This window comes from Noviherbaspirillum humi (genome assembly GCF_900188095.1).
Lineage (GTDB): Bacteria > Pseudomonadota > Gammaproteobacteria > Burkholderiales > Burkholderiaceae_D > Noviherbaspirillum > Noviherbaspirillum humi.
In genome coordinates this window covers 201,956-214,124 of sequence record NZ_FZOT01000005.1, presented here as the reverse complement: position 1 = coordinate 214,124, position 12,169 = coordinate 201,956, and the positions used below count along the sequence as shown (strand labels likewise).

Annotated in this window: 11 protein-coding genes and 1 tRNA gene; 4 read left to right on the top strand and 8 right to left on the bottom strand. The window is 63.4% G+C overall.

Annotated elements, in window-relative coordinates; translation table 11 throughout:
- Positions 1–8: 8 nt before the first annotated feature.
- The 5 genes from CHB88_RS10865 to CHB88_RS10845 all read right to left on the bottom strand — a co-directional run bounded on the left by CHB88_RS10865 (position 9) and on the right by CHB88_RS10845 (position 5,975).
- Positions 9–99: transfer RNA gene (locus CHB88_RS10865), tRNA-Ser, on the bottom strand.
- Between the two features lie 100 nt (positions 100–199).
- Positions 200–1,495, bottom strand: coding sequence for a serine--tRNA ligase (serS, locus tag CHB88_RS10860; RefSeq protein WP_089399336.1), 1,296 nt, complete (start codon positions 1,493–1,495; stop codon positions 200–202).
- Positions 1,496–1,614: 119 nt separating this feature from the next.
- Complete coding sequence (locus CHB88_RS10855; protein ID WP_089399335.1) at positions 1,615–2,922, bottom strand: replication-associated recombination protein A; 1,308 nt, start codon at positions 2,920–2,922, stop codon at positions 1,615–1,617.
- Positions 2,923–2,946: 24 nt separating this feature from the next.
- A complete protein-coding gene (gene lolA / locus CHB88_RS10850; protein WP_281255012.1) occupies positions 2,947–3,585 on the bottom strand; it encodes an outer membrane lipoprotein chaperone LolA in 639 nt (212 codons plus the stop codon).
- A 50-nt stretch (positions 3,586–3,635) separates the two neighbouring features.
- Complete coding sequence (locus CHB88_RS10845) at positions 3,636–5,975, bottom strand: DNA translocase FtsK (protein WP_089399384.1); 2,340 nt, start codon at positions 5,973–5,975, stop codon at positions 3,636–3,638.
- 238 nt (positions 5,976–6,213) lie between these two features.
- Between CHB88_RS10845 and trxB the strand changes: the two genes are divergently transcribed.
- From trxB to CHB88_RS10830, 3 genes are read left to right on the top strand one after another with little or no spacing between them, the layout of a single operon-like run.
- Positions 6,214–7,170, top strand: a complete 957-nt coding sequence (gene trxB, locus CHB88_RS10840) for a thioredoxin-disulfide reductase (protein WP_089399334.1) — start codon at positions 6,214–6,216, stop codon at positions 7,168–7,170.
- A 56-nt stretch (positions 7,171–7,226) separates the two neighbouring features.
- Positions 7,227–7,862 carry a Smr/MutS family protein gene (locus CHB88_RS10835; RefSeq protein WP_089399333.1) on the top strand — a complete coding sequence of 212 codons (636 nt, stop codon included), beginning with the start codon at positions 7,227–7,229 and terminating at the stop codon, positions 7,860–7,862.
- A 52-nt stretch (positions 7,863–7,914) separates the two neighbouring features.
- A complete protein-coding gene (locus tag CHB88_RS10830) occupies positions 7,915–8,517 on the top strand; it encodes a trimeric intracellular cation channel family protein (protein ID WP_089399332.1) in 603 nt (200 codons plus the stop codon).
- 11 nt (positions 8,518–8,528) lie between these two features.
- Here the strand turns inward: CHB88_RS10830 and CHB88_RS10825 are convergent, their stop codons facing one another.
- Together CHB88_RS10825 and CHB88_RS10820 are read right to left on the bottom strand one after the other, a co-directional pair.
- On the bottom strand, positions 8,529–9,680 hold the full coding sequence (locus tag CHB88_RS10825; protein WP_089399331.1) for an ABC transporter substrate-binding protein: 1,152 nt from the start codon (positions 9,678–9,680) through the stop codon (positions 8,529–8,531).
- Between the two features lie 103 nt (positions 9,681–9,783).
- Entirely contained in the window at positions 9,784–10,122 is a 339-nt protein-coding gene (locus CHB88_RS10820; protein ID WP_089399330.1) for a P-II family nitrogen regulator, read from the bottom strand.
- Between the two features lie 255 nt (positions 10,123–10,377).
- On the opposite strand from CHB88_RS10820, the gene CHB88_RS10815 reads away from it, so the two are divergent.
- Positions 10,378–11,538, top strand: coding sequence for a GNAT family N-acetyltransferase (locus CHB88_RS10815; protein ID WP_089399329.1), 1,161 nt, complete (start codon positions 10,378–10,380; stop codon positions 11,536–11,538).
- Positions 11,539–11,593: 55 nt separating this feature from the next.
- Here CHB88_RS10815 and ppa read toward each other — a convergent pair whose 3' ends face one another.
- Positions 11,594–12,133 carry an inorganic diphosphatase gene (ppa, locus tag CHB88_RS10810; protein ID WP_089399328.1) on the bottom strand — a complete coding sequence of 180 codons (540 nt, stop codon included), beginning with the start codon at positions 12,131–12,133 and terminating at the stop codon, positions 11,594–11,596.
- Between the last annotated feature and the right edge of the window lie 36 nt (positions 12,134–12,169).

Here is a 12,169-nt window from a genome sequence, read left to right as displayed (position 1 = left end):
TATCCTGCTGGCGGAAAGGGTGGGATTCGAACCCACGATAGGGAGTTACCCTATACCGGATTTCGAGTCCGGCGCATTCGACCACTCTGCCACCTTTCCTGCTTGGTCGTCCGCGGCGAAGGTGTGCCGCGAAAGCGTGCGATTATAGCAGAGGATCCTTGGCTGCATGCAAGTAGAAATTGCATGCAGCCATCAACCTTTACTGCTCGACAGCGAGGCGCTCCAAACCGCCCATGTAGGGCCGCAATGCCGCCGGAACCTCGACGCTGCCGTCGGCCTGCTGGTAGTTTTCGAGGATGGCCACAAGCGTACGGCCAACCGCCAGACCGGAACCGTTCAGCGTATGCAGCAGTTCCGGCTTGCCTTGTGAATTGCGGAAGCGGGCCTGCATGCGCCGCGCCTGGAATGCCTCACAATTGGAGATGGAAGAAATCTCGCGATAAGTGTTCTGCGCCGGCAGCCACACTTCGATGTCGTAGGTCTTGGCAGCGCCGAAACCCATGTCGCCGGTACACAGTGTAATGACGCGATACGGCAGGCCGAGCTTCTTCAGGATGGCTTCCGCATGGCCGAGCATTTCCTCCAGCGCGTCGTAGGAGGTTTCCGGATAGACGATCTGCACCATCTCCACCTTGTCGAACTGGTGCTGGCGAATCATGCCGCGCGTATCGCGGCCATAGCTGCCCGCTTCCGAGCGGAAGCACGGCGTGTGCGCGGTGAACTTGATCGGCAGCGCATCGGCATTGACGATCTGGTCGCGCACCATGTTGGTCAGCGGCACTTCCGAGGTTGGAATCAGATAGAGCGCCTCGCCCTCGCCCTCCTGGCCGCCCTTCTTCGCGGCAAACAGGTCGGCCTCGAATTTCGGCAACTGGCCCGTGCCGCGCAGGGAATCGGCATTCACGATGTAAGGCGTGTAGCACTCGGTGTAGCCATGCTCCACGGTATGGGTATCGAGCATGAATTGCGCGAGCGCCCGGTGCAGGCGGGCGGCGGCGCCCTTCATCACCGCAAAGCGGGAGCCGGTGAGCTTGGCCGCGGTATCGAAATCGAGGCCGAGACCGGCGCCGACGTCGACGTGGTCGCGCACCGCGAAGTCGAAGCTGCGCGGCGTGCCGACCTTGCGCAGTTCGACATTGCCGCCCTCGTCCTGCCCCACCGGCACCGACTCATGCGGCAGGTTCGGGATGGCAAGCATGAATTCCGACAGCTTGGCCTGCACGACATCCAGACGCTCGGCCGACGCCTTGAGCTCATCGCCGATGCCCGCCACTTCCGCCATGACCGCGCTGGTGTCCTCGCCCTTGCCTTTCAGCATGCCGATCTGCTTCGACAACGCATTGCGGCGGCTCTGCAATTCCTCGGTGCGGGTCTGGATCTGCTTGCGCTCGGCTTCGAGCGCATTGAAGGCATCGACGTCGAGCTTGAACTTGCGGCTGGCAAGACGCGCGGCGACGCCGTCGATATCTTTGCGGAGGAGTTGGATGTCGATCATGGATAGCGGATTCGTTGGACGAAAACCCGCATTGTACCAAGCGGCTTGTCGTTTACCGAAGCTGCAAGCCTTGGCTTGAGTGCGGCCAAGGCCGCGGGCGGAGCAATTGGCCGCGCGGATTACTTGCCGCCGTTCTTGCGAGCTTCCCTGTCCAGACTGGCGAGGTAGGCCAGCTTTTCGCCGATCTTGCCTTCCAGGCCGCGCGGCGTCGGCTGGTACCAGTGCGGCTCCCGCATGCCCTCCGGCAGATAGGTCTCGCCGGCGGCGTAGGCATCCGGTTCGTCGTGCGCGTAGCGGTACAGCTTGCCGTAGCCGAGTTCCTTCATCAGCTTGGTCGGCGCATTGCGCAGGTGTTCCGGCACCGGACGCGACTTGTCCTTGGCGACGAAGGCGCGCGCTGCATTGTAGGCGTTGTAGACGGCATTCGACTTGGCAGCGCAAGCGAGATAGACCACCGCTTCCGCCAGCGCCAATTCGCCTTCCGGCGAGCCGAGACGTTCATAGGTTTCGGCGGCATCGAGCGACAGCCGCAGCGCGCGCGGATCGGCCAGGCCGATATCCTCCACCGCCATGCGCACGATGCGCCGCGAGAGGTAGCGCGGGTCGGCGCCGCCATCGAGCATGCGCACCAGCCAGTAGAGGGAGGCGTCGGGATTGGAACCGCGCACCGATTTGTGCAGCGCCGAGATCTGATCGTAGAAGGCGTCGCCGCCCTTGTCGAAGCGGCGCAGGTTCTCCGCCAGCGCCGTGGCCAGCAAGGCTTCATCGACTTCCGTTTGCTGCGCCGCTTGCGCGGCGCGGGCGACGATCTCCAGATTGTTGAGCAGCTTGCGACCGTCGCCGTCGGCACTGGCCACCAGAATGGCGCGCGCCTCTTCGGTGAAGCGCAAGCCATCCAGTGCCTGCATGCAGGCGCGATCCAGCAGCGCGCCCAGGTCCGGGTCAGACAGCGACTTCAGCACATAGACGGCGGCGCGCGAAAGCAGCGCGCTGTTGACCTCGAACGAGGGATTCTCGGTGGTGGCGCCGATGAAGGTGAACAGTCCGCTCTCGACATGGGGCAGGAAGGCATCCTGCTGGCTCTTGTTGAAGCGATGCACCTCATCGACAAAGAGGATGGTGCGGCGGCCGGAATTGGCCTGGGTGATCTGCGCCCGCTCCACCGCCTCGCGGATGTCCTTCACCCCGGACAGCACCGCCGACAGCGCAATGAAGTCGGCGTGGAAGCCTTGCGCCATCAGCCGCGCCAAGGTGGTCTTGCCTACGCCCGGCGGCCCCCAGAGGATCATGGAATGCGGCTGGCCGGATTCGAAAGCCACCCGCAGCGGCTTGCCCGGGCCAAGGAGATGCTGCTGGCCGATCACCTCGTCGAGCGAATGCGGGCGCAGACGCTCGGCGAGCGGAACGGCGTTCGAGGCCGCGCTCATCGCCGCCTCGGCGCGACTCCACGGTCACTGCTGGAAGACATCGGCGCCTTTCGGGATCACGAACTTGAACTGGTCGGCCGGCAGCGGCGGATTCTTTTCGAACTTGCTGAAGGACAGGAGGGAAATCTGGCCGAAGGAATCGCGCAGCTCCATCGCCTGCGGCAAGCCATCCTTGAGGCCGATGCCGATGCGATCGAAGGTAGTGTCCTTGGATTTGGGCGTGGCTTCCAGCCACTCCAGGCCGTCCTTGCTGCCGCCTTCCTTCAGATTGAAGTTCTTCTCCAGGTCGTTGCTGCCGAAGAGAATGGCCGCCGGCGAAGAACCGAGGGCGTTGCCGAGAGAGCGCACGGTGACCTGGTTCAGGTCCTTGTCGTAGATGAAGAGCTTGTCGCCATCGGCCTGCAATACCTGTTCATAAGGCTTCTGATAGGTCCAGATGAATTTGCCCGGCCGGGCGAAGGAAAAGCTGCCGCTGGCCGGCGTGGAAACCCGGGCGCCGGCGCCGCCTTCCTGCTTCACTTGGCGCTGCACGAATTCGCCGCGGGCCGACTTGGTGCTGGCGACGAAGGACTTGAACTGATCCAGCGCCGAAGCCGATGCCAGCATCGGGAGCACGGCAAGAACGGCGCCGGCGAAAGCGGCGAAGCGGCTGCTACGCGGCAGCCTTGAAGATACGGCGTTTTGAGAAATCAGATCACGAATCAAGGGTTGTCCTATTCCGCAGTATTGCCAGCCGGCACCAGGATTTCCCGGTTGCCGTTGGACTGCATGGTGGAGACTAGGCCGCTCTGCTCCATCTGTTCAAGCAGGCGGGCGGCGCGATTGTAACCGATGCGCAGGTGGCGCTGCACCAGCGAGATCGAGGCGCGCCGATGCTTGAGCACCACCTCCACCGCCTGGTCGTACATGGGATCGGCTTCGCCGCTGACGCCGCCTTCCCCACCCGCGCCGGCGCCTTCGGCGCCTTCGTCGGCCACGCCTCCTTCTAGGATTCCCTCAATGTAATTTGGTTCGCCCTGGGACTTGAGGTGCTGCACCACCCGATGCACCTCGTCGTCCGAGACGAAGGCGCCGTGAACCCGTACCGGCAGCCCGGTGCCGGGCGGCATGTAGAGCATGTCGCCCATGCCGAGCAGCGTCTCGGCGCCCATCTGATCGAGGATGGTGCGGGAGTCGATCTTGCTGCTGACCTGGAAAGCGATGCGGGTCGGAATGTTGGCCTTGATCAGGCCGGTGATCACATCCACCGACGGCCGCTGCGTCGCCAGGATCAGATGGATGCCGGCGGCGCGCGCCTTCTGGGCGATGCGGGCGATCAGCTCTTCCACCTTCTTGCCCACCACCATCATCAGGTCGGCCAGTTCGTCGATGATGATGACGATGGTCGGCAGCTTCTCCAGCGGCTCAGGCGCATCCGGCGTGAGGGAGAACGGGTTCGAGATCTTCTCTTCCTTCTTCGTCGCTTCCTCGATCTTGTGGTTGTAGCCAGCGAGATTGCGCACGCCCAGCTTGGACATCAGCTTATAGCGCCGCTCCATCTCGGCCACTGCCCAGTTCAGCGCATGGCCGGCCTGGCGCATGTCGGTCACCACCGGCGCCAGCAGGTGCGGGATGCCTTCATAGACCGACATTTCCAGCATCTTCGGATCGATCAGGATCATCCGCACATTGTTCGGGTCGGACTTGTACAGCAGCGACAGGATGGTGGCATTGATGCCGACCGACTTGCCCGAGCCGGTGGTGCCGGCCACCAGCAGGTGCGGCATCTTCGCCAGATCGGCCACCACCGGATTGCCGGCGATGTCCTTGCCGAGCGCGACCGTGAGGCTGGACGCGCTGTCGTTGTACACCTTGGAGCCGAGGATCTCGGTCAGCCGCACGATCTGGCGCTTGGGGTTCGGCAGTTCCAGGCCCATGTAATTCTTGCCAGGGATGGTCTCGACCACGCGGATCGAGGTCAGCGACAGCGAGCGGGCGAGGTCGCGCGCCAGGTTCACGATCTGGCTGCCCTTGACGCCGGTGGCCGGCTCGATCTCGTAGCGGGTGATCACCGGGCCGGGATAGGCGGCGATGACCTTCACTTCCACGCCGAAGTCGGAGAGCTTTTTCTCGATCAGGCGGCTGGTGAATTCGAGCGTCTCGACGCTGACGGTTTCCTGCGCCGGCGGCGGATCGTCCAGCAGCGACAGCGGCGGCAGGTTGGTGTCGGGCATGTCCTGGAACAGCGCCACCTGCTTTTCCTTTTCCACCCGCTCCGACTTCGGCACCGCCACCACCTGCGGCTCGATGCGGATGGGCGGTGCCTCGACGATCTTGGCCCGCTCCTGCTCCACCACTTCTTCGCGCTTGACGGCGGCCACGTGGCCGACCTTGCGGTCTTCGCGGGTGGCGTACAGCTTGTTGACGGCCGCCAGCAGATCCTCGATGGCGCCGCCGACCTTTTCCGCCACTGTCAGCCAGGACACATGAAAGAAGAGGCTGAAGCCGACGCCGAACATCAGCAGCAGGAACAGCGTGCCGCCGGTGAATCCGAAGGCCTTGTGGATCGTGCCGCCGAGCAGTTCGCCCAGCACGCCGCCGGGGGCGCGCGGCAGCTGCGCCTTGATGCTGTGCATGCGCAGGTGTTCGATGGCCACGCTGCCAGCCAGCAGGAGGGCAAAGCCGATGCCTCGGATCCAGACTTCCTGGTGATGTTCCGGCTCCGGTTCCTGCTGCAGGAGGAAGCGCTGGGACAGTCGCCGGTAGCCGGCGCCGACCGATCGCAGCAGCAGCACGCACCACCACCAGGCGGAGATGCCGAAGATGAAGAGCATCAGGTCCGCCACCCAGGCGCCGAGATGGCCGCCCCAGTTGTGCAGGCGCGGCACCACGTTGGCCTGCGACCAGCCGGGATCGGTCTTCGCGTAGGTCGCCAGGATCAGCACGAGATAGGCTGCCAGCACCGCCATCAACAGCCAGCGCGCCTCCGAAATAAGGCGCACGAAGCGGTTGGGCGGGGAACGGTTTTCGTCCGGTGCGGCGTTGCGGGTATAGGCTTGAGCGGTTCTTGTCATGTTATGGGCTTGCGGCGGTGGCATCGGCGGAACTGGCGTCAAGCGCGCTGTTCCGCCGACCGCCGGGAAATGCGGCATCGACTATAATCTTACCGAGTTTTTCATGTGCAACGCCGGATATCGCCTTCCCCAGTTGAAAAATTGCGTAACGGCGATATATATCCGCGACAGGCACGCGATTTGTGCCCTGCTTCTGCTGCCTTTTTGACCATCCCACCATCGACCCAGGTTATCTTCTATGGCTACCCCCAAACACGCCCACGTCCTCATCCTCGGTTCCGGCCCGGCCGGTTACAGCGCCGCCGTCTACGCTGCGCGGGCCAATCTGAAGCCGGTGCTGATCACCGGCATCGAACAGGGCGGCCAGCTGATGACCACCACCGATGTGGAAAACTGGCCGGGCGATCCGCTGGGCGTGCAGGGACCGGAACTGATGCAGCGCCTGCAGCAGCATGCCGAGCGCTTCAACACCGAGCTGATCTTCGACCATATCCACACCACCCGCCTCAATGAAAAACCGATCCGCCTGATCGGCGACGCGGGCGAGTACACCTGCGACGCGCTCATCATCGCCACCGGCGCTTCGGCCCAGTACCTGGGCCTGCCGTCGGAAGAAGCCTTCATGGGCAAGGGCGTATCCGCCTGCGCCACCTGCGACGGCTTCTTCTACAAGGGCCAGGAAGTGGCGGTGGTCGGCGGCGGCAATACCGCCGTCGAGGAAGCCCTGTACCTGTCCAACATCGCCACCAAGGTCACGTTGGTGCATCGCCGCGACCGCTTCCGCGCCGAGCCAATTCTGGTAGATCGCCTGATGGCCAAGGTTGCCGAAGGCAAGATCGAGGTGAAGTGGAACCATGTGCTGGATGAAGTGGTCGGTGATGACAGCGGTGTGACCGGCGTGCGCCTGAAGTCGATGCTGGACGAGAAGGTAACCGAGGTGAAGCTGCATGGCGTGTTCATCGCCATCGGCCACAAGCCGAATACCGGCATCTTCGAGGGCCAGCTGGACATGCAGAACGGCTACATCAGGACCCGTGGCGGCTCCGAAGGCATGGCCACCGCCACCAGCGTCCCGGGCGTATTCGCCGCAGGCGACGTCCAGGACCACGTGTACCGCCAGGCCATCACCAGTTCCGGCTCCGGCTGCATGGCCGCGCTGGACGCCCAGCGCTACCTGGAGAGCCTGGACCAGTAAGTCTGTTACCGTCGCCTGCGCCGCATCGCGCCGGCGGCCTTCGCGGAGTCTGCATCATGCGCCCCATCAAGGATTTTTCCGGGCTCAAGTCCCTGCGCGCCGAACTCAAGGCGCAGGATGAGGCGCGCAAGGCCGCCGAAGCCGAACGCCAGCGCCAGGCACAGCAGGCGCGCCAGGATGCCGACCTGTTCCGGCGCAGCGTCGGCGAAGTCGCGCCGCTTAAGTCCCCCGACAAGGCGCACAGTTCCGGGCCGCGCCCGGCGCCGATCGCACGCCAGCATCTGGCGGACGAGGAAGCGGCCCTGCGCGAATCCCTGTCCGACGAATTCAACGCCGACACCCTGCTCGACACCGATGGCGAACTCAGCTTCGCCCGCGAAGGCATTGGCCCGGACACGATACGCAAGCTCAGGCGCGGCCACTGGGTAATCCAGAGCCAGCTCGATCTGCACGGCATGCGCCGCGACGAGGCGCGCGAAGCGCTCGGCGAATATCTTCGCAATGCCGTCAAGCGCGGCATCCGCTGCGTGCGCATCATCCACGGCAAGGGTCTTGGCTCGGTGAACCGCGAGCCGGTGCTGAAGAACAAGGTGCGCAACTGGCTGGTGCAGAAAGATGAAGTGATCGCCTTCTGCCAGGCCACGCCGGCCGAAGGCGGCGCCGGGGCGCTGGTGGTGCTGCTCAAGGCATGACGCCGGGCGTCAGGCCCGCGCCGGAAACAAGAAAAACAACAACCCGCCGCTGATGACCCTGCTTAATTTTCTCGAAGTCTTTTCCATTCTCGTCAACGCCACCTCCGGCTTCATCGAAGCCCGCAACCGCAAGATGGATACGGTGGGTTTCTTCATCGTGGCTTTCGTCACCGCCTTCGGCGGCGGCACGCTCCGCGATATCCTGCTCGACCGGCGGCCGCTGTTCTGGGTGGACCATCAGGAGTACACCGTCCTCATCTTCGCGCTGGCACTGGTGGCCCGCCCGCTTCTGAACACGCTGGAGAAGCTGCTGTCGGAACGGCTGCTGGTGATTGCCGACGCCATCGGGCTGGGCATGCTGTCGATTGCCGGCATCTCGGTGGCGCTGGCGGCCGGCATGCCGCCCTTCATCGCCGCCATCATGGGCGTGATTACCGGCACCTTTGGCGGCGTGCTACGCGATATCGTCTGCAACGAAGTGCCGATGCTGCTGCAGGACCGCATGCCCTACGCCACCTGTTCCCTGCTCGGCTGCGGTCTCTTCCTCCTGATGCGCAAGACCGGCGCTCCGGCCGATTTCACGCTCTGGTTCAGCGCGCTGGCCATCACCGCCATGCGGCTGGTGACCTGGGCCAGGGACATCCGCATCCGCTAGCCCCCGGGCAGTCAGTCCATGAACTTGCCATCCTTGATGATGAGCGTCATGTCGACGAATTTCGAGCCGTTGTGGTTGGTCGGCGAGAAGTTGAGATCGAAGCCGCCGGCATCGTAATTGCTGGTGTTGATGCTTTCCAGCGCGCGGATCAGCTTGTCGCGCGTCAGATCGCGTCCGGCGCGGCGCACGCCTTCGGCGAACACCTTGGCTGCCAGGTACCCCTCCAGGCTGGAAAAGTTCGGCTCCTTGATGCCGGCCTTGGTCAGCGCCTTGCGGTATTCGGCCACTACCGGCACCGACTGCTTCCAAGGGAAGGGCACGACCTGGGAAATCACCACGCCGGGGCCGTCGGCGCCGAGCGCGTCGGCCAGCGGCTGGCTGCCGACGAAGGACACATTAAAGAACTGGCCGGTATAGCCGGCGCGGCGCATCTGCTTGATGAAGGCGGCGCACGACGCGTAGGCGCTGATCTGGATGATGGCATCCGGCCGCTTCGGCAGCAGCTTATCCACCGCCTGCTTCACTTCGACGCTGTTGCGCTCCACTGTGGCAGTTTCCAGCAGTGGCATGTTCATCTTCTTCAGCGCCCGCTCCACGCCCTGCAAGCCGGCCTGGCCATAGGCATCGTTCTGGTAGAACACCGCAATCTTCCCGAGGCCGGTGCGCACCAGGCGCTCCACCAGATGCTCGGTCTCGTCGAAATAGCTGGCGCGGATATTGAACACTTCCTTGTGCAGCGGTTCGCGCAGCGACTGCGCGCCGGTGAACGGCGCGAAGAATGGCACTTTGGCGGCGGTGAAGATGGGCAGCGCGGCATTGGACGTAGGCGTGCCGACATAGCCGAACAGGGCAAATACGCCCACCTTGTCGATCAGATGGCGGGTATTGGCCGCGGCGAGGTCGGCTTCATATTTATCGTCGGCGGTGACGATCTCGATCTTGCGGCCGAACAGGCCGCCCTGCTCATTGAGGGCATCGAAATAAATCTTGGCGCCGGCATGCATCTGGATGCCGAGTTGGGCCGCCGGCCCGGAAAATGCAGCCGACTGACCGAGGAGGATGCGGCTATCGCTGATGCCGGCTTCGGCGCGGGCGACGGCCGGCACCATGCCGCTGCCGGCCATGGCGAGAAGGCCGTTCAGAAAGGAACGACGGTCGAACATGGTCTTTCCTGGATATCTTTGAGAATTGATTTGACGGCCACCGGCTTCATCGAGCGGCGGCCCCGGGACTGCGGCGCCGACAGCGCCGGAAAGCGGAAGCCGGTCAAACGGCGTCGGGGCCGGTTTCGCCGGTGCGGATGCGGATGACCTGCTCGACGTCGCGAACGAAGATCTTGCCGTCGCCGATCTTGCCGGTGCGGGCAGACTTGATAATGGCATCGACCGCCTGCTCCACGACCTTGTCATCCACCACGGCCTCGACCTTCACCTTGGGCAGGAAATCGACCACATATTCCGCGCCCCGGTAGAGTTCGGTATGTCCTTTCTGACGGCCGAAGCCCTTGACTTCAGTCACGGTCAGGCCAGTCACGCCCATCTCGCCGAGCGCTTCGCGCACTTCGTCGAGCTTGAACGGTTTGATGATTGCTGTGATCAGCTTCATGAAAACTCCTTGTGTATTCAATACGATGACAGGTGCAGCATGCAGGGATTGATGCGCCAGGCTATTGACCTACGATAACCCGCCTCCGGGATATCGGCAAGTCAACCCGGAGCCTGCTGCAGGCCGCACTGTGCTTGAGCGCAGGACTGGTGCCGAAAGATGGCACCAGCCGAATGTGCGTAGAATGCATCGGAAAGGCGGGCGTCGAAGATTTTGCCCGGACCATTCATTCGATTGTCAGATCCCCAAGCCATAGTGAATTATCGCACGCGAATCGTTTCCTCTCTGACAGAAATCGGCCAGGCCGAGTGGGACGGACTGGTGCGATGTCAGGCCGAGCGCAATCCCTTTCTCAGCTTCGCTTTTCTGCATGCCTTGCACGAGTCCGGCTCTGCCACCGCCCGCACCGGCTGGAAGCCGCAGTACCTCTGCCTGTGGCGCGGCAAGGACTTGTGCGCCGCCCTGCCGATGTACCTGAAAAGTCACTCGTACGGCGAGTATGTGTTCGATTGGGCATGGGCCGATGCCTATCGCCGCAACGGCCTCGCCTACTACCCGAAGCTCCTGTCCGCCATCCCCTTCACTCCGGTATCGGGCGCCCGATTGCTCGCGGTCGATGGCCCATCACGGCAGGCGCTGGTCGATGCCCTCGATCAGCTGCAGCAAGACCTGGGCGTATCGTCCACCCATGTCCTGTACCCGCCGGCGGAGCAGGCGGAACAACTGGAGCAGGCTGGCTTCCTGCTGCGTTCCGGCGTGCAGTTCCACTGGCTCAATCCGGGCTACCGGGACTTCGAAGCCTTCCTCGCCACGCTGGAACGAAAGAAGCGCAAGAACATCCGCGCCGAGCGCCGCAAGGTGGCAGAGTACGGCATCGTTTTCCAACGGATCCCGGGCGCACAGGCAAGCGACGCCGACTGGCGCTTCTTCAAGCGCTGCTACGACCAGACTTACGCCGAGCATTATTCGACGCCCTACCTCAATCTCGATTTTTTCCTGCGCATCGGCGCCACCATGCCGGAGAACATCTTGCTGGTCGTGGCTCAGGACCGCGGCGAGCGGATCGCCGCCTCGCTGCTGATCCACGACGAAGAGACGCTCTATGGCCGCTATTGGGGCGCGCTGCGGCATGTGCCCTGCCTGCATTTCGAAACGGCGTATTACCAGCCGCTGGAATTCTGCATCGAGCGCGGCATCAAGACGTTCGAGGGTGGCGCCCAGGGCGAGCACAAGATGGCGCGCGGTTTCCTGCCGCAGAAAACCTGGTCGGCGCATTGGCTGGCGCATCCGGCATTCGCCGACGCGGTGCAGCGCTTCCTGGAGCAGGAAGGCAACGGCATCGACGCCTACATCGATGAACTCAACGAGCACAGCCCGTTTCGCTCGGCCCCCCCGGGTCCTTACGACGGCCAATAAAAAAGCGCGCCGAAGCGCGCTTTCGTTCCGCGTTGCCGCGTCATTTGCGGCCCGATCAGGCCTTGTTGTTCTTGTTGAAGTTTTCCACGCCGGCGAGAATTTCCTTGCGCGCTTCATCGGGGCCATGCCAGCCCTGCACCTTGACCCACTTGCCCTTTTCCAGGTCCTTGTAGTGCTCGAAGAAATGCTGGATCTGCTGCAGGCGCAGGTCATTCATGTCTTCCGGCTTCTGCCAGTGGGTGTAGATAGGCAGGATCTTGTCCACCGGCACCGCCAACAGCTTCGCATCGACGCCGGACTCGTCTTCCATCTTCAGCACGCCGATCGGGCGGCAGCGCACCACCACGCCCGGGAACAGCGGGAACGGCGTCACGACCAGCACGTCCACCGGGTCGCCATCGTCGGACAGGGTTTGCGGAATGTAGCCGTAGTTGCACGGATAGTGCATGGCAGTGCCCATGAAGCGGTCGACGAAGATCGCGCCGGTATCCTTGTCCACTTCGTATTTGATCGGATCCGCATTCATCGGGATTTCGATGATCACGTTGAAATCATTCGGCAGATCGCGGCCGGCGGGCACATTGTTCAAGCTCATGATGTTCTCGTAGTAAGAATGGAAACTGGCAAAAGG